Source organism: Pradoshia eiseniae, from assembly GCF_002946355.1.
GTDB classification, from domain to species: Bacteria; Bacillota; Bacilli; order Bacillales; family Pradoshiaceae; genus Pradoshia; species Pradoshia eiseniae.
The window spans coordinates 1-16,748 of sequence record NZ_PKOZ01000020.1; the positions used below are offsets into that span (position 1 = coordinate 1).

Genomic DNA, 16,748 nt, shown 5'->3' on the forward strand with positions numbered 1-16,748 from the left:
ATAGATCAATGGAGAAGTTTTATTTTCACATCCAATAAACATTGTTTTTAATTTTACACAAGAATATGGACTTGACTGAATAGGATGGGTGAAAGGTGGGAGAAGCCACGTAACGCCCACCCTTCACCCAGGCAAGGGGTAGGAAGTGTGGGAAAGGGGTGGGAGGAAGATGGGAAGAGCCACGCATATCCCATCCTTCACCCAGGCAAGAGGTAGGAAGTGTGGGAAAGGGGTGGGAGAAAGATGGGGAAAGCCAGGCTTTTCCCACCCTTCGCCCAGGCAAGGGGTAGGAAGTATGGGAAAGGGGTGGGAGTAAGATGGGAAGAGCCATGCATATCCCACCCTTCACCCAGGCGAGGGGTAGGAAGAGTGGGAAAAGGGTGGGAGTAAGATGGGGAAAGCCAGGCTTTTCCCACCCTTCACCCAGGCAAGGGGTAGGAAGAGTGGGATAGGGGTGGGAGTAAGATGGGGAAAGCCAGGCTTTTCCCACCCTTCACCCAGGCAAGAGGTAGGAAGTATGGGAAAGGGGTGGGAGGAAGATGGGGAAAGCCAGGCTTTTTCCACCCTTCACCCATGCAAGAGGTAGGAAGTATGGGAAAAGGGTGGGAGTAAGATGGGAAGAGCCATGCATATCCCACCCTTCACCCAGGCGAGGGGTAGGAAGAGTGGGAATAGGATGGGTGAAAGGTGGGAGAAGCCACGTAACACCCACCCTTCACCCAGGCAAGGGGTAAAGGATGACCATCGTCAGAACACCCCACACCCATCATCAATCACCCACAAAAAAACACCCCCTAACCAGGGGGTGCCCAATATCCCTATCAAAACTGACTGCTGAAAAACTCCCGTGTCCGTTCTTCCTTCGGGTTATCGAATATTTGTTCAGGTGTGCCGCGTTCGAGAATATTTCCTTCGTGCATGAAGAAAATCCAGTCGGCGACTTCGCGGGCGAAGGACATTTCGTGCGTGACGATGATCATGGTCATGCCTTCTTCGGCGAGTTCCTTCATGGTGAGAAGCACTTCGCCGACAAGCTCGGGGTCGAGAGCGGATGTCGGTTCATCAAAGAGCATGATGTCGGGCTTCATGGCGAGGGCTCGGGCAATGGCAACCCGTTGCTTTTGACCGCCCGATAGTTTGCTAGGATAGACATCGGCTTTGTCCTCTAAGCCAACCTTGCGCAGGAGAGCCATTGCTTCTTTTTTCGCTGTATCCTTTGATACTTTTTTGACTTGAACCGGTGCTTCGATGACGTTTTCAAGGACGGTCATGTGCGGGAATAGGTTGAAATGCTGAAAGACCATGCCGATTTTTTGCCGCACTTCATTGATGTTGTGTGTTGATGTTTCGATTTGCTCGCCTTCAATGATAATTTTCCCGCTGTTCTTTTTTTCGAGATAGTTGATGCAGCGAAGCAGGGTGCTTTTGCCGGAGCCGCTGGATCCGACGAGGCAGACAACGTCGCTTTCATGGATGGTCATGTCGATATTTTTTAAGACTTGAAGGTCTCCGAATGATTTGTTCAGTTTTTCGATTTTAATCATTTCTCGTGCCATGTTTTGTTCCCCCTTACTGGTCACTGATGGACATTTTCTTTTCTAGGGCGCGCAATCCGAGCGTAAGGATGGCGACTAGGATTAGGTAATAGACAGCGACGATGAGCAGGTAGTTCATTTCGTCGAAGTTGTTTGAGCCAAGCGTTGTGGCCACGTTGAATAATTCATTCAGCGAGATAAAGGCTGCCAAGGATGAGTCTTTTAATCCAATGATAAATTGGTTGCCAAGCGGCGGAAGGGCTCTGCGCAGGGCTTGCGGAAAGATGATACGGCGCATTGCGAGTCCGCGCGTCATCCCGAGTGAGCGGCCGGCTTCCATCTGACCTTTATCAATGGATTGGATGGTTCCGCGGAAGATCTCGGCAATATAGGCACCATTATGGAAGGCGAGCGCGAGTGAGGCAGCCCAGAAATCCGGTATGAGGAAAATGCCGCTGAATCCGAAGTACAGGATAAATATTTGGACGATAAGCGGTGTACCGCGGACAAGGTAGATATAGGCATCAGAGAGATACCCAAGGATTTTGATGCGTGAAATCTTTAATAATGCCACTACTAAACCGATTATGATACCGATTAAAATAGAAACTACCGTTAATTGGAGTGTTAAAATCATGGCGTCAAAAAAAACGCCGCGTGTATCAATTAATGTGTTGAAAAAATGCGAGAAACTCGGCAATCGAAACAACATCCTTTCTATCTATTATTCTGGTTTTGTCGTAATATCTTCTCCAAAGTATTTCATGCTGATCTCCTTCAATGTGCCGTCTTCGCGGAGCGATTCAAGCGCATTGTTCACTTCTTCAAGCAGAATAGGATTATCCTTCGGGATAACAACAGCTTGTTCACTTCGTTCAATCAGCTGTTGGCCGACAATTTTAAAGCCTTCCTTTGCGGCTGTTTTGCCGGTGACGAAGTCAGTGATGACAGCATCATGACGGCCGTTGCTGAGTGCCTTTAAAGCGGTTATGTCACTGTCATACATTTTAATGTTTGACGTGTATTGGCTTGCGGTATCTGCATATGTAGATCCTTTGGCAGCGGCGACTTCTTTTCCTTTTAAGTCATCGGCTGTTTTGATATTGCTGTCAGGGCGAGTGAAAATCTGCGGACCTGAGTAGTAGTAGGGAGTGGAGAATAGAACATGCTTAGCACGTGCGTCATTAATGGTATGGCTTGCAACAGCCACATCGGCACGGCCGGTTTTGACTCCTTCTACGATTCCTTTAAACTTCATTTGTTTTTGGACAGGCTCCAGCCCTAACTCCTTCGCAATAGCTGCTCCGACCTCAATGTCAAAGCCTGTCATGGTCATATCATCATTCATATAGCTGAATGGCTTGAATTCACCTGAAGCCGTATAAACGAATTTACCTTCTTCGATTAATTCAGCGCCGCTTTCCATCTTGTCTTTTTCGGCACAGGCCGAAAGAATGCTGATTAATATGATCAGGATGGCTAGTGACATGTATTTCAATTTCATGTGGCAAGGTCTCCTTTCGACAAAATATGAAATCCATCCTTCTTTTACCCTAATAAACCTGGTGGGTAACCGAATTTTTCCTATTTTTACAAAAACGGGTCTAAGGAAGCAGTTTATATATGGTGAAAACGGGAATTACTCTTCTTTGATAGCATTTCGATTAGATGAAGAAACTATTTTCGAGTATAATCATCTAAAGGGGTGAAACGGATGGAATATACAGATCAAATGAAGAATCGCGTTAAGCGCATGGAAGGTCAGCTGCGCGGTATTTTAAAGATGATGGAAGAGGGCAAGGATTGTAAGAATGTAGTGATGCAATTATCTGCTGTCCGTTCTGCCGTAGATAGGACAATCGGAGTAGTTGTGAGCGAGAATCTCGTTGAATGCGTGAAGGCCGCCGAGGGTAAAGAGCAGGAAGCTTTAGTGAATGAAGCCGTCAATTTATTAGTAAAAAGCCGATAGTTAAATGATTGGCTTTTTTTGATTACATTTGTTATACCTATAGGGGTAAGTAGATAACGGGAGGGCGAGCAATATGAAAACGATTGACCCACAAGAAGTACAGGCTAGGCTCGAAGCAGGAGAACAGTTGAATATCATTGATGTACGTGAAGCAGATGAAGTGGCAGGGGGCAAGATTCCTCAGGCCATCCATATTCCATTGGGGCTTGTCGAGTTTAAAATGAATGAATTGGATAAAAATAAGGAATATCTTGTTGTCTGTCATGCAGGCGGGCGCAGCGCAAGGGCAGTACAGTTTTTAGAATCTCAAGGGTATAATGCCACGAATGTAGATGGGGGCATGCTTGCTTGGGAAGGTGAAACGGAATAAATACGAGAAAAGACGGCAAATCATTGCCGCCTTTTTTATATCACTTTTTTGATTTCCATATAGAGGATATGGTATTCTTCAGCCTCTGAAATAGTAAAGATGTATCCTTCTTCTTCAATGGAATCACCGATGATGACATCCATTTTATGAGTTAGATACCAGCCTCCGATAGTGTCTACATCAGGATTATCTAAACGGGTGCCGAGCAAATCATTTATCTCTGATAATAGTAATTTAGAATCAACGATGTAATGGTCTTCACCTAATTTGCGGATTTCAGGTAGCTCGTCATCATCAAATTCATCCCGGATCTCTCCGACAATCTCCTCTAGAATATCCTCCACGGTGACAAGCCCGGAAGTTCCTCCATACTCATCAATCAAGACGGCCATATGGGTCTGTTCCTGTTGCATTTTGATTAGCAGGTCATGAATAGGAATTGATTCAATGACAGTGATGATTGGTTTGATAAAGGGCTCAATGGTCATGTCCATCTTCATCCTGGATTTGAGGCATTCTGCCATAAGCTCCTTCGTATTGATAAGTCCGATAATGGAGTCTTTATCCCCATCGGTGACAGGAAAGCGAGTATGCTGCTGATCGTAGAGCTGTTCAAGGATATCCTCAATTTTGTCCTCTATTTGGAATACATCAATTTCAGTGCGAGGCACCATGATTTCTCGCGCCAGCCGATCATCGAATTCAAAAATATTATTGACATATCTGTATTCGGTTTGATTGATTTCTCCTTTTTGGTAGCTATCGCTCAAAATCATACGGAGCTCCTCTTCGGAGTGGGCGACATCTCCCTCTGATGTAGGCTTAATGCCGAACAGTCCAATGATGAACCGCGCGGAATGATTGAGTGCCCATATGATTGGAAAGGTAATCCGATAAAACAAAATTAAAGGGCCCGCAAAATTCACTGTAATGGCCTCAGCCTTTTGGATGGCGACAGATTTTGGAGCCAGCTCACCGACAACTACATGTAAGAATGTGATGAGAGAGAAGGCAATCACAAAGGAAATCAATGTGGCTGCGGACTCTGATATATTCAATTTAATGAACAAGGGCTCTATAATGGCCTTTACAGTAGGTTCTCCCAGCCAACCGATCCCAAGGGAGGTAATGGTGATGCCAAGCTGGGTAGCCGATAAATATTCATCCAAATGCGTGATAACTCGCTTCGCATTAATCGCTTTTTTATTTCCTTCTTCGATTAGTTGATTGATTCTCGTTGCACGCACTTTGACAATTGCAAACTCGGATGCCACGAAAAACATGGTGCTTGCAAGCAGGATGAATAGCGCGATTAAGTTAGCTGTGTACATTTGTCCTCTTCTACGCCATTAAGTGAAGAAGATTCACCGCCTTTCTACTAAAAACTCTATATTCTCTTTACCATTAACCCCTAACTTAAACATCCTTTTAGAGGTAAGATAAACTAAACATGTTCGTCGTGACAGAGAAGTCTTTATTGTGATACCATTAAATAGAAAAAAGCCATGAATGGTGGGCATTCATGGCTTTATAAGAATCCACATCCTGTCAGTAGACAGGGAAACAGGCCTCTTTAATCGCAGGGGGCCTATTTTTTTATTGTAATAATGCTTAGCAGCAACGTGGCAAAGCCAAATGTGACCATAAGGGTTTCAAAGACGCTCAAAGTTTATCACCCCATTTCTTTTGGGAGATTCTCGCATCTAGGATGTGGTCTTGTTTGTCCATTATAGCAAATAATCTGATAAACGAGAACGTATGTTCGTTATTTTGTCTAAAAAATGACTTTTGGCTTAGTGGCCTATAAAAATGTCTTACGGAAAACTAGAATTGGGTTCAATACGATTCATAACAAATTTTATTTAGTAGAGTGAAAAAGGCATGCGTTATTTCAACGCATGCCTTTTAAGCTGATTTAATTATGTGTGCACGGGCCTTTCCGCTATTAATATGCCATCATTGTCTGCATACACATACTGGCCGGGGATCCAATCAACTTCTCCAAAGGAGAGGGGAATATGTTTTGTTCCTTCGCCTCTTTTCTTACTTTTAAAAGGGCATGTGCCAATTGCTTTAACGCCAACAGGGATAGCAGCTAATTCGGAGGAGTCACGGACACATCCATTAATGATGATGCCGCTAATCTTGCGGTCTGCAGCAATGCCTGCTAGGAGGTCGCCAAGCAGGGCACAGTTTCTGGAACCGGCTCCATCAACGACCAGAACAGTTCCTGGTTCAATGGTTTGCAGGCTTTCTTTCACCATGGAGTTATCTTCAAATACTTCTACAGTCCGTATGAATCCGTGAAACTCTTTTTTGCCGCCATAAGAAGAAAGTGGTAGCTTACAGAGCTTAAGCTGGTCTGCGTACTTATCACATAGGTCAGCTGTTTTCATCAGTCGCACCCCTTTATCTGAAAAATCAGTTTATTTTACAATTATAGTTAAAAATAATCTATCATTCCAGCGCTATGGTTTCGTATTGAGGCATATACGGGAAAATAAAGAAAAAAAGAATGAGGGGAAGTTGATGGTTATGTATAACCATGCACTATTTATATATAATCAAGCAGCTGGTCAGGCTAATACCGAGAAAGCTCTTGCGGCTGTTCTCCCGGAAATTAGCGTTCATGTTAAAGAGCTGCAGATTATACAGACGGAGCGGGAGGGCGAAACGACGGAAATATGCAGGGAATGGGGCGAGAGAACCGATCTGGTCATTGTCCTCGGTGGAGATGGAACTGTTCATGAAGCTATCAATGGACTGGCTGAATTGGAGATAAGGCCGATTCTTGGCATACTGCCAGGGGGTACCTGCAATGATTTCAGCCGGATGCTCCGTATTCCGCAAAACCTAGCAAGAGCCGCTAAAATTCTCATGCAGGGCAAGACGCAGCTTTTGGATGTTGGGAAGGTGAACGATCACTATTTTCTGAACTTCTGGGGAGTAGGTCTTGTAGCAGACACTTCAACCAATATTGATGCTGGACAGAAGAAGGTGCTGGGAAAGCTAAGTTACTTTCTAAGTGCTTTGAAGACTATGCAGGCAGCAGAACCTTTTCATTTCACCCTTGAAGCAGATGAGCATCATCTAAAAGGGGAGGCTGTCATGATCCTAGTTATGAATGGGCGGTACATTGGAACGAACCAAATTCCGTTTCCAAATATGAAAATTGATGATGGTCTGTTTGATGTGCTAATTGTACGAGATTCCACCTTCGGGTCTCTTATTGAAGTATTCAATCTAGAGGAACTCCCTCCGAATAATGCAGAAGCTGTAGGAAATTTGCAGCATTTCCAAACGTCATCGCTCTCTGTGCAAACGAGTCCGGTTCTCGAGGCCGATACAGATGGGGAAATTTATTCAGAAACACCTGCAGAATTAATCGTATTGAATAAGCATATTCAGATGTTAGTCGGAGATTAAGTAAGCCTTTGCCTAAAGGATAAGAGTATAATAGAGGAAAATGATGAAAAGAGAGTGACCCATGAGTAGTTTAATTGAACAAACCCCCTTCCCAAGAACAAGAGATCAGCTGCGAAAGGATTTACGCGAACTTGGAGTGGAACCTGGAATGACCCTTTTGGTTCATAGTTCATTATCCTCTATTGGGTGGATTAACGGGGGAGCAGTCGCCCTTATCCAAGCATTGATGGATGCTGTGACCGATAAGGGGACAATCATCATGCCGACGCAATCAGCTGATTATTCCGACCCGGCAGAGTGGCTTTTACCCCCAATTCCGTGGGAATGGTGGGATACGGTCCGCAGCACAATGCCTGCCTATGAACCGGACATTACACCTACGCGTGGGGTCGGCAAGGTTCCAGAGCTTTTCAGAACATTTAAGGATGTAGTAAGAAGCAGCCATCCCCATGTCTCCTTTGCGGGATGGGGAGCAAGGAAAGATGAAATTCTAAACTTTCACAGTCTTGAATACGGGCTAGGAGAACAGTCGCCTCTTAGAAGAATGTACGATTTAGATGCCCATGTTCTGTTTATTGGGACGACCTATGAGACAAATACGTGCTTTCACCTGGCAGAGTACAGAGCGGGCAACCGGGAGGAAACCGTGAAGGGGGCTCCTCTCTTGGTCGAGGGCGTGAGGAAGTGGGTTGAATTTCAGGATCTCGATTATGATGATACTGATTTTAATGAAATCGGGGAGGAATTTGAGCGAACGCATCTTGTCAAGAGAGGCAAGATAGGCAGTGCTCACTCTCGATTGTTCTCAATGAGGGAAGCAGTAGATTTCGCAGAGAAATGGATGAAGAATCCTTCATGAAAGAAAAGCGGGCGGGACACCTTGTATGGTGGCTCGCCCTTTCAATTTCCCGCGATTATTCTACATGCTGCATATCATTTTCAAAAATTAGTTTTAATTCTCCATCTGTCATTTCTATCTTAAAGAGGCTGGTATTGCCTGGAGGAGTTGATTTAAAGACATCTGAAAGCGGAATATCCTTAATGTAGGTCATTAGAACACGAAGGAAGATAGAATGTGTGACGATAAGGACCGTTCCTTCCTTGTTTTCTTCAATGATATGCTGCAAGGACCTAATGGCTCTTTTTCGCACATGTTCAAAGGTCTCGCCAGAATTCCGATTAAAGAGATGGGGCGTTTCCCAGAATACCTTAAATTCATCTGGGTATTCCGCTTCAATCTCCTCGCGAATACGTCCATCCCAATCTCCAAAGTTTATCTCACGCAAGTCGTCCATTTGAATGAGACTAAGTTCTCTGTCCCCAATAATGTATTTAGCTGTTTCAAAAGCCCTTTTGGAGGAACTGCTATACACTTTATCAATCGGCACTTCCTTCAGGCGTTTCCCGAGAGCCTTTGCATCACTGATGCCCTTCTCTGTTAATTCACCATTACCCCATCCTTGCATGCGTCGATTCACATTCCATTCGGTTAGTCCGTGTCTCGTTAAATAAATGGTAAGCAAAATCCATATCTCCTTTTTCCTGTAGATAATATTTATTATATCTCACAATAATGCTTTTGAGAAAAATGACAAAATAAGGGGATTCTAGAGTTTCGGTTCATTGCATACCTTATGGGGGTATGATATCTTGGGAATAAGTTGAAGGAAGAGGAGGCTAAAAGATGGATGATAGTCTTCGAGAATCATTAAATAGCTGTGAGCATAAATCAGTCAGATCAAGCCACCATTCAGAGGAAACAAAGCGAAACTTGGTTCACCGTCTCAACCGGATAGAAGGACAAATAAGAGGGATCAAGGGTATGATTGCCAAGGATATCTATTGTGATGATATCATCACTCAAATTGCGGCAACACAATCAGCGCTTAATTCCGTGGGGAAGCTCCTGCTTGAAGGCCATATGAAAAGCTGCGTTCTTGAGAGAATACAAGATGGTGACACGGAAGTCTTAGATGAAGTGTTAATTACTATACAGAAGCTAATGAAAAAATAGGAGGACAAGAATATGAAAACAGAAGTATTGAACGTAAACGGTATGTCTTGCGGACATTGTGTAAAGGCAGTAGAAGAAAGTGTTGGGGGCTTAGCGGGCGTAAGGTCTGTGGATGTTGATTTAAGCGGAGGCAAGGTTGAAGTATCATATGATGAGAGTGCGGTGACGCTTGATTCCATTAAGGAGACGATTGATGACCAAGGCTATGAGGTAGAATAATTCATCCCGTTAAGTTTGGCAGGTTCTGTGTTTAGAGAGGTGAAAGGTATGAAGGAAGTTCGTTTTCAAGTAACGGGAATGAGCTGTGCTGCTTGCTCTGCAAGGATTGAGAAGGTTCTCGGCAAAATGGATGGGGTCGAAGAGGCGAATGTAAACCTTGCGACCGAAACCACAACGGTCCAGTACGATTCGAAAAGAGTGGCGGCGCAGGACATCAAAGAGAAAGTGGAGAAAATCGGGTATGGAGTTGTCACAAATCAAGCAAATCTCATTATATCTGGCATGAGCTGCGCAGCATGCGCGACAAGGATTGAAAAAGGCTTGGCAAAGATGGATGGAGTTATTGGGGCCAATGTGAATCTAGCCTTAGAGGAAGGCACGATTGAGTATATCCGGGGCCAAGTGTCAGAAAGAGATCTGATAGCAAGAATTGAGAAGCTTGGCTATGAGGCTTCCCTTAAAGAGAAAGCAGAGAAAGAGGATAATCTGAGAGAGAAAGCCATTAAGAAGCAGCAACGTAAATTTATCTTCTCGGCTATCTTGGCATTTCCGTTGCTGTGGACGATGTTTGGTCATTTTTCCTTTACCTCATGGATGTATGTGCCGGATTTCCTTATGAATCCGTGGGTACAGCTTTTGCTCGCAACACCTGTCCAGTTCATCATTGGATGGCAATTCTATAGCGGGGCTTATAAGGCATTACGCAATGGGAGCGCAAATATGGATGTATTGGTCGCGCTAGGCACGTCCGCTGCGTATTTTTACAGCTTATATGAAGCTATCAGAAGTGCTGGACATGGACATCATCCTGCTCTTTATTTCGAAACAAGCGCCATCTTAATCACGCTGATTCTTCTCGGTAAGTTATTTGAGGCAAAAGCGAAAGGGCGTTCTTCAGCGGCAATTAAGAAGCTGATGGGCCTTCAGCCCAAAACAGCCACAATTCTTCGGGAAAACGAAGAATTGACGGTTCCGCTTGAGGAGGTTCAAGTTGGCGATCTTATTTATGTGCGGCCTGGTGAAAAAATTCCGGTAGACGGAAAGGTCATTGAGGGTGCTTCAAGTATTGATGAATCTATGCTCACGGGCGAAAGTATTCCTGTTGATAAACAACCTGGTGATTTAGTTTACGGAGCAACAATCAATCATAATAGTTACCTTAAGATCAAAGCAGTCAAAATTGGGAAAGAGACAGCCCTTGCCCAAATTATTAAGGTTGTCGAGCAAGCCCAAGGATCTAAGGCGCCAATCCAGCGTATGGCCGATAAAATTTCAGGGATATTCGTGCCGATAGTCGTCGGTATAGCTGTTCTCACCTTTTTTGCATGGTATTTCATTGTTTCACCTGGCGATTTCAGTGAAGCTTTAGAGAATACCATTGCTGTGCTCGTTATCGCCTGTCCATGTGCCTTGGGGCTAGCTACACCGACCTCTATCATGGCTGGTTCCGGTCGATCTGCCGAACTGGGTATTTTATTTAAGGGAGGAGAGTACCTTGAAACCTTCCAACAGATTGATACCATCATTTTTGATAAAACAGGTACACTTACACACGGGAAGCCTGCCTTAACAGATATTCATGTGCTTGGTCAATGGGATGAAGAGGAAGTGCTGCAGTTAGCGGCATCTGTTGAAAGACCTTCTGAGCATCCTCTGGCAAAAGCAATTGTTGAAGCGGCAAATGAGCGCCAGCTGGAAACATTGGCGGTTACTTCCTTTGAAGCTATCCCAGGATACGGGGTAATGGGCATGTTGGACGGACGGCAGATACGTATCGGTACAAGGCGTTTCATGCAGCGGGCTCATCTTTCCATTGATCAAAACGTGTCTCTTATGACCGAATTAGAAAGCGCCGGGAAGACAGCCATGATTGTTGCCATTGATGAAGAGATTGCCGGTGTTATAGCTGTTGCGGACACCATCAAGGAATCCTCGGCAAGCGCCGTCAAAAAGCTGCAAGCCCAAGGGATTGATGTATGGATGATTAGCGGAGATAATCAGCAAACAGCTGAAGCGATTGCTAAGCAGGCGGGGATTATGAATGTCATTGGGGAAGTGCTTCCCGAAGGAAAAGCCGATGAGGTACGAAAATTACAAGCGCAGGGCAAGAAGGTTGCCATGGTCGGCGACGGAATTAATGATGCGCCAGCACTTGCGCTGGCTGATATCGGCATCGCCATTGGTACGGGTACAGATGTAGCGATGGAAGCAGCTGATATCACACTTATGAAGGGCGATGTTCAAGGAGTTTCCGATGCGCTAAATATTAGCAGGCAAACGATGAAGAATATCAAGCAAAACCTTTTCTGGGCATTTGGATATAACACCCTTGGCATACCAATTGCTGTTAGCGGTCTGCTTGCCCCATGGCTTGCGGGGGCAGCAATGGCGTTCAGCTCAGTCAGTGTTGTCCTGAATGCATTGCGTCTGCAAAGATTGAAGCTCTAAAGAAAGCGTGTAAGGCGGCAGATATTGCTTTTCTGCCGCCTGAAGTTAATGCATATCATTCTAAAAGGAAGAAATGGATTATAGGTCGTTGCTCTAATTCCGATAACTTATATGCAGCTAGATACTTGTCTCTCGACTTAGGTATTTTATCCTGTTACGATATATTTATTGGGAGATACTATGCCCAAACTATGGACAAAATCCTTGAATATGTCTAAAAAATATTACAGCCATTTTACAATATGATTTTTTTCCTGGTTTATGAATCTTTTTGGTGTTTATTTCGTCTAAAATATATATGGAGAAGGAATATAAAAACAATCTGCTTGAAATAAGTGTTTTAGTATTTTGAATGGATTGGCAGTTGCACGCTCAGACAGGTATTCCTGAATTGGTAAATGTCGAAGGGGTTTGTGATAATGAAAAGTGTTAAGAGAGATTTTATCTATCTTCATAAACAAGAGGCAGAGCATTTCGTCGCTTCGTTTGGGATTGATTTTTGCTCCTTTATGCAGGCGGTGAATGAGCCGCCCGAGAATTTATTATTGTTGGACCATCCTTTTATGGATGTTGAGTTTGACATGCATACACATTTTAATTATGTAACCTATCCATCTTATAAGAGGTTCTGTAAAGAGAATGGGAAAGAAATCGAGCAGCTTGTCTGGATGGATTTTGAGGATATCGATGGTCTTGAAGAACTCGCCCCGTGGGAGATTGCCGAAATTTTGTACGTGAGGCATACCTTTAACCATTTGCGTTCGCCCTTTTACCAGAAGATGAATAATCGGTTTGTCTACTTAACACAGGAAGACGGCCTTTATAATAAGATTTATTATCGAAGTTGGGCTGATTTCTATGAGATTCTTTCTGCAATAATTCCGGAGCAGGCGGATTTGAACAAGGCGGAGAGAGGTTTATTTGGAGCGAAGAGGAAAGTCAGTCTTCAGAGTGTTCCTCAAGAGATGATCAAGCAATTATCGCCGATTTTTACTGAAGGTGCTATCATTAGCTTCGAGAAATCCATTAACACACGGCAGGCGGCGGAAATTCCTATATGGTCTGTCGGAGATTTCTCTCATGAGGATGATCTTGAGCATGAGCTTCGAACTATCTATCGGACGAGACAGACAGCTAAACTAGTTTTCCAGAAGAAACAAAAAGAATGGACACTTATTCGTTAATGGACTGACCTCCCTGTAAAAAGGGAGGTTTTCTCTTTTAAATTATTCACAATCCTTGGGCAAAAACGCATATAATAAGATGAATGGAATGTATGATTTCCCAAGATGGGATGATTCCGATTGTTGGATTCATTTCATGTTCTAAAGGGGGATGATACAATAGACTAAGGAACCAATCAATGGAGGTACGTTTATAATGAAAATCAGACTAGGATTATTATACGGCGGAAAATCTGCAGAACATAAAGTATCCATGCAAACAGCACTAGCGGTCATCAAGGCGCTGGATGCATCTAAATTTGATATACATCCGATTTACATAAATGAAGAAGGGCAGTGGATCAAAGGGCCCCAACTCGAAGGACCTGTTGATTCTGTGAAACAGCTGGAATTTGGAGCAAATGAAGGAGCAATTGAAGCGACTGGATTCAATAGCATTGTTGCTCAGGATTCTAGCGAAGGTTTTGACGTTGTATTCCCGCTCTTGCACGGACCAAATGGTGAGGATGGAACGGTACAAGGATTGTTAGAGCTATTGAATATCCCTTATGTAGGAAATGGTGTTCTTGCCTCTTCTGCTGGAATGGATAAAGTCATTATGAAGAATATTTTTGCACAGGCAGGACTTACTCAAGTTGGGTACTCATCCTACCTGCGTTCTGAATATACAGGTAATGAAGAGGCTGTATGTGATGAAGTGGAAAAAGAAATCGGTTATCCATGCTTTGTCAAACCGGCTAATCTTGGTTCAAGTGTCGGAATCAGCAAGGCAGATAATCGTGAAGAGCTGCTTGCTGCATTTGCGGAAGCATTCCAATTCGACCGCAAAGTCATCATTGAAGAAGGTGTTAAGGCGCGAGAGGTTGAACTTGGTGTAATTGGCAACGATCATCCGGAGGTATCTGTCGCTGGTGAAATTATTCCGAAAAAAGATTTCTATGATTATAAGGCAAAATATGAAGATGGAGACACAGCATTAGTAATCCCGGCTGAACTCACGGAAGAGGAATATGCCAACCTAAAGGAAATGGCTGTTAAAGCGTATAAAGCATTGGATTGCTCTGGATTGGTGAGAGCGGACTTTTTCCTCACTGGCGATGGTAAAGCGTATATCAATGAAGTGAATACAATGCCTGGTTTCACGCCGTTTAGCATGTTCCCGCTTCTTTGGAAGCATACAGGTGTTGATTATCCGGAATTAATTGAAAAACTCATTCAATTAGCGCTTGACCGCCATGCAGAGAAACAAAAAATTAAATATACCATTTAAGTCTTAAATGGGGCAAAAAGGGTAAGTACATACTAATTGGTATGTACTTACCTGAATTTCAGGGATGAAAAAGTGTAATGGAGGATTAAAATGATAAAACGTACACTAGCTGAAATAGCAGCCATGGTAAAGGGCCAGATTCATGACTCTGTGAAAGATGTCATGGTCGCCGGAGTAACGAATGATACAAGAAAAATCACGGATTCTAATCTTTTCGTGCCCCTTCAAGGAGAGAAGAGCAATGGGCATGATCATGTCCTGCAAGCGTTTGAGCGAGGAGCTTCAGCGAGCCTTTGGGAACATAATCAGCCAAACCCTCCGGAAGGGGCAGCTCTCATCTTTGTTGAGGATAGCCTGAAGGCATTGCAGCAACTGGCAAAGGCCTATTTAAATGAGCTTGAAGCAAAGGTGATTGGCATCACGGGCTCTAATGGAAAGACAACGACAAAGGACATGACGGCCTCCATCCTTGGAATAAAATATCGCGTGCATAAGACAAACGGGAATTACAATAATCATATCGGTTTGCCGCTTACAGTATTATCCGCTCCCGAAGATACGGAAATGCTTATCCTGGAGATGGGGATGAGCAGCCGCGGAGAAATCTCCCTTCTATCTAGAATTGGACAACCTGATGCAGCCATTATCACCAACATTGGGGAATCCCATCTGCTTGATCTTGGTTCAAGGGAAGGAATTGCCGAAGCAAAGATGGAGATTGTTGAAGGACTCAAACCGGAAGGCGTTCTCATCTATAATGGTGATGAACCGCTCCTTATAAATCGAATAGGGGAGGTTGCATCCCGGAAAATCTCCTTTGGAAGAAGCATCACGAATGACTATTACCCTGCTGATATACAGCCTGGCCAGGATGAAATGAACTTCACGATCGAAAAGGAAGGAATGCATTCATTCCAGCTGCCGGTGCTTGGAACTCATAATGTGCTTAATTCTTTGGCAGCCATCGCTGTCGGAAGAGAAATGGGCATTTCTTATGAAGAGATTGCCAGAGGGCTTCGTGAGCTAAAGCTGACGAATATGCGTATGGAAGTATCCTTCGGCGCAAATGGCGAGAAAATCATCAATGATGCCTATAACGCGAGCCCAACCTCAATGAAGGCGGCGATTGAGCTTGTTAAGGGAATGACGGATGCAACGAAGAAGATTCTCGTGCTAGGTGATATGCTCGAATTAGGGCCAGAGGAAGCAGAGTACCACTATAAGATGGGTGAACTCATAACCGAAGAAATTGATTATGTATTGGCTTATGGAAATCTGTCTGTGAATCTTGCAGAAGGTGCGAAGGCGAACCTTGGCCCTGAGCGAGTCTTCCACTTTGAGGAGAAAGAGGAACTCGTTCATAAATTAAAAGAGCTGACAGAGCCCCATGCTCTTGTTCTTGTGAAAGCCTCCCGCGGCATGAGGCTTGAAGAGGTAGTTAAAGCCCTATAGACTTGAGCCAAAAAGAAGTCATCCATTTGCTGCTAAAGGCGTGAAAGGGTGACTTCTTTATTATTTTTATAAATGTCATTATAATTAAAATAAGGAAATGGGTATTATATTATAGAGACAAATTAGGGGTATATAAATGATTGGATGCCTTTTTATTCATGGATTTACTGGTTCCCCGTGGGAAGTGGAGCCATTGATGGAATATATTCAAGAGAACACCAATTGGACAATAGCCTGTCCTGTCCTTCCCGGACATGAAGAAGGAGGCAGTCTGAAGGGTGTGTCCTATACAGAATGGCTTGATGCCGCGAGCAAGGCGCTTGATGAACTACAGAGGCATTGTGATACAATTTATTTGATTGGTTTCTCTATGGGGGGCATGATTGCCTCGACTTTAGCCGTTAATCAACCGATTGATAAATTAGTTTTGCTCAGTCCGGCAGTCTTTTATTACTCGCCGAAGCAGCTCTCCGTTGAATTAAGGGCACTAATGCAGGAAATGCTCCAAGGAAAACTTAAAGAAAATGCTCTATACATCCGCTACCATGCAAAAATAAAACACACCCCGATATCTGCAGCCATGCAATTCAGAAAGCTGGTCAGGAACTACAGGCCCCATTTGCCAGATATCTCGATGCCTGTCTTTATAGCGCATGGTCTGCAAGATGGTATTGTCCACTATAAAAGCACACAATATCTCTATGATACAGTCGCATCCAAAGATAAAACGGCCCTTTGGCTCGATGGATGCAATCATTTGATTTGTCATTGTGAGAATAATGAATGGCTCTTTAAACAAGTGCATGAGTTCTTGTGTAAATAAAGCACCCAAACATATATTAGCAGTACACAATATTTGCA

Annotated in this window: 18 protein-coding genes; 11 read left to right on the forward strand and 7 right to left on the reverse strand. The window is 43.9% G+C overall.

The genetic code is table 11. From position 1 onward, the window contains the following. Positions 1-821: 821 nt before the first annotated feature. Genes CYL18_RS17625 through CYL18_RS17635 form a run of 3 tightly spaced genes read right to left on the reverse strand, consistent with a single transcriptional unit; the run spans position 822 to position 3,039 of the window. Positions 822-1,556: an amino acid ABC transporter ATP-binding protein gene (locus tag CYL18_RS17625; RefSeq protein ID WP_104850800.1), complete on the reverse strand. Its 735-nt coding sequence runs from the start codon at positions 1,554-1,556 to the stop codon at positions 822-824. 13 nt (positions 1,557-1,569) lie between these two features. Continuing rightward, on the reverse strand, positions 1,570-2,235 hold the full coding sequence (locus CYL18_RS17630; RefSeq protein WP_104850801.1) for an amino acid ABC transporter permease: 666 nt from the start codon (positions 2,233-2,235) through the stop codon (positions 1,570-1,572). A 24-nt stretch (positions 2,236-2,259) separates the two neighbouring features. Further along, positions 2,260-3,039, reverse strand: coding sequence for a transporter substrate-binding domain-containing protein (locus CYL18_RS17635; RefSeq protein ID WP_104850802.1), 780 nt, complete (start codon positions 3,037-3,039; stop codon positions 2,260-2,262). Between the two features lie 210 nt (positions 3,040-3,249). Here CYL18_RS17635 and CYL18_RS17645 point away from each other — a divergent pair, with 210 nt between their 5' ends. After that, positions 3,250-3,504, forward strand: coding sequence for a metal-sensitive transcriptional regulator (locus tag CYL18_RS17645; protein ID WP_104850804.1), 255 nt, complete (start codon positions 3,250-3,252; stop codon positions 3,502-3,504). A gap of 73 nt (positions 3,505-3,577) precedes the next feature. Then, the gene (locus CYL18_RS17650) at positions 3,578-3,874 is read left to right on the forward strand and encodes a rhodanese-like domain-containing protein (RefSeq protein ID WP_104850805.1); all 297 of its coding nucleotides are present in this window, start codon (positions 3,578-3,580) and stop codon (positions 3,872-3,874) included. A 35-nt stretch (positions 3,875-3,909) separates the two neighbouring features. On the opposite strand, the gene CYL18_RS17655 is transcribed toward CYL18_RS17650, so the two are convergent. From CYL18_RS17655 to rraA, 3 genes are all read right to left on the reverse strand, one after another. Further along, the gene (locus tag CYL18_RS17655; RefSeq protein ID WP_104850806.1) at positions 3,910-5,205 is read right to left on the reverse strand and encodes a hemolysin family protein; all 1,296 of its coding nucleotides are present in this window, start codon (positions 5,203-5,205) and stop codon (positions 3,910-3,912) included. A gap of 257 nt (positions 5,206-5,462) precedes the next feature. Beyond that, positions 5,463-5,540: a putative holin-like toxin gene (locus tag CYL18_RS19750; RefSeq protein WP_407984646.1), complete on the reverse strand. Its 78-nt coding sequence runs from the start codon at positions 5,538-5,540 to the stop codon at positions 5,463-5,465. Between the two features lie 253 nt (positions 5,541-5,793). Then, positions 5,794-6,270, reverse strand: coding sequence for a ribonuclease E activity regulator RraA (gene rraA, locus CYL18_RS17660; RefSeq protein ID WP_104850807.1), 477 nt, complete (start codon positions 6,268-6,270; stop codon positions 5,794-5,796). Positions 6,271-6,403: 133 nt separating this feature from the next. Between rraA and CYL18_RS17665 the strand changes: the two genes are divergently transcribed. Both CYL18_RS17665 and CYL18_RS17670 read left to right on the forward strand, forming a co-directional pair. Then, the gene (locus CYL18_RS17665; protein ID WP_104850808.1) at positions 6,404-7,300 is read left to right on the forward strand and encodes a YegS/Rv2252/BmrU family lipid kinase; all 897 of its coding nucleotides are present in this window, start codon (positions 6,404-6,406) and stop codon (positions 7,298-7,300) included. Between the two features lie 61 nt (positions 7,301-7,361). Beyond that, positions 7,362-8,159 (forward strand): aminoglycoside N(3)-acetyltransferase, encoded by a 798-nt coding sequence (locus CYL18_RS17670; protein WP_104850809.1) that lies wholly within the window; start codon positions 7,362-7,364, stop codon positions 8,157-8,159. Between the two features lie 55 nt (positions 8,160-8,214). Here CYL18_RS17670 and CYL18_RS17675 read toward each other — a convergent pair whose 3' ends face one another. Then, positions 8,215-8,823, reverse strand: coding sequence for a histidine phosphatase family protein (locus CYL18_RS17675; RefSeq protein ID WP_161497163.1), 609 nt, complete (start codon positions 8,821-8,823; stop codon positions 8,215-8,217). Positions 8,824-8,984: 161 nt separating this feature from the next. Here CYL18_RS17675 and CYL18_RS17680 point away from each other — a divergent pair, with 161 nt between their 5' ends. The 7 genes from CYL18_RS17680 to CYL18_RS17710 all read left to right on the forward strand — a co-directional run bounded on the left by CYL18_RS17680 (position 8,985) and on the right by CYL18_RS17710 (position 16,710). Then, on the forward strand, positions 8,985-9,314 hold the full coding sequence (locus CYL18_RS17680; protein WP_104850811.1) for a metal-sensitive transcriptional regulator: 330 nt from the start codon (positions 8,985-8,987) through the stop codon (positions 9,312-9,314). A 12-nt stretch (positions 9,315-9,326) separates the two neighbouring features. After that, positions 9,327-9,533, forward strand: coding sequence for a copper chaperone CopZ (gene copZ / locus CYL18_RS17685; RefSeq protein ID WP_104850812.1), 207 nt, complete (start codon positions 9,327-9,329; stop codon positions 9,531-9,533). A gap of 48 nt (positions 9,534-9,581) precedes the next feature. Further along, entirely contained in the window at positions 9,582-11,981 is a 2,400-nt protein-coding gene (locus CYL18_RS17690) for a heavy metal translocating P-type ATPase (RefSeq protein WP_104850813.1), read from the forward strand. 419 nt (positions 11,982-12,400) lie between these two features. Beyond that, positions 12,401-13,165: a hypothetical protein gene (locus CYL18_RS17695; protein ID WP_104850814.1), complete on the forward strand. Its 765-nt coding sequence runs from the start codon at positions 12,401-12,403 to the stop codon at positions 13,163-13,165. A gap of 196 nt (positions 13,166-13,361) precedes the next feature. Further along, positions 13,362-14,435, forward strand: a complete 1,074-nt coding sequence (locus CYL18_RS17700; RefSeq protein WP_104850815.1) for a D-alanine--D-alanine ligase — start codon at positions 13,362-13,364, stop codon at positions 14,433-14,435. A 90-nt stretch (positions 14,436-14,525) separates the two neighbouring features. Beyond that, on the forward strand, positions 14,526-15,887 hold the full coding sequence (locus CYL18_RS17705; protein WP_104850816.1) for a UDP-N-acetylmuramoyl-tripeptide--D-alanyl-D-alanine ligase: 1,362 nt from the start codon (positions 14,526-14,528) through the stop codon (positions 15,885-15,887). Between the two features lie 136 nt (positions 15,888-16,023). Continuing rightward, positions 16,024-16,710 (forward strand): alpha/beta hydrolase, encoded by a 687-nt coding sequence (locus CYL18_RS17710; RefSeq protein ID WP_104850817.1) that lies wholly within the window; start codon positions 16,024-16,026, stop codon positions 16,708-16,710. Positions 16,711-16,748: the final 38 nt, after the last annotated feature.

Coding starts and splice junctions, on each gene's coding strand:
- CYL18_RS17705 (WP_104850816.1), top strand. CDS start 14,526: ATGATAAAACGTACACTAGCTGAAATAGCAGCCATGGTAAAGGGCCAG.
- CYL18_RS17710 (WP_104850817.1), top strand. CDS start 16,024: ATGATTGGATGCCTTTTTATTCATGGATTTACTGGTTCCCCGTGGGAA.
- CYL18_RS17655 (WP_104850806.1), bottom strand. CDS start 5,205: ATGTACACAGCTAACTTAATCGCGCTATTCATCCTGCTTGCAAGCACC.
- CYL18_RS17670 (WP_104850809.1), top strand. CDS start 7,362: ATGAGTAGTTTAATTGAACAAACCCCCTTCCCAAGAACAAGAGATCAG.
- CYL18_RS17700 (WP_104850815.1), top strand. CDS start 13,362: ATGAAAATCAGACTAGGATTATTATACGGCGGAAAATCTGCAGAACAT.
- CYL18_RS17680 (WP_104850811.1), top strand. CDS start 8,985: ATGGATGATAGTCTTCGAGAATCATTAAATAGCTGTGAGCATAAATCA.
- CYL18_RS17625 (WP_104850800.1), bottom strand. CDS start 1,556: ATGGCACGAGAAATGATTAAAATCGAAAAACTGAACAAATCATTCGGA.
- CYL18_RS17695 (WP_104850814.1), top strand. CDS start 12,401: ATGAAAAGTGTTAAGAGAGATTTTATCTATCTTCATAAACAAGAGGCA.
- CYL18_RS17635 (WP_104850802.1), bottom strand. CDS start 3,039: ATGAAATTGAAATACATGTCACTAGCCATCCTGATCATATTAATCAGC.
- CYL18_RS17645 (WP_104850804.1), top strand. CDS start 3,250: ATGGAATATACAGATCAAATGAAGAATCGCGTTAAGCGCATGGAAGGT.
- CYL18_RS17690 (WP_104850813.1), top strand. CDS start 9,582: ATGAAGGAAGTTCGTTTTCAAGTAACGGGAATGAGCTGTGCTGCTTGC.
- CYL18_RS17650 (WP_104850805.1), top strand. CDS start 3,578: ATGAAAACGATTGACCCACAAGAAGTACAGGCTAGGCTCGAAGCAGGA.
- rraA (WP_104850807.1), bottom strand. CDS start 6,270: ATGAAAACAGCTGACCTATGTGATAAGTACGCAGACCAGCTTAAGCTC.
- copZ (WP_104850812.1), top strand. CDS start 9,327: ATGAAAACAGAAGTATTGAACGTAAACGGTATGTCTTGCGGACATTGT.
- CYL18_RS17665 (WP_104850808.1), top strand. CDS start 6,404: ATGGTTATGTATAACCATGCACTATTTATATATAATCAAGCAGCTGGT.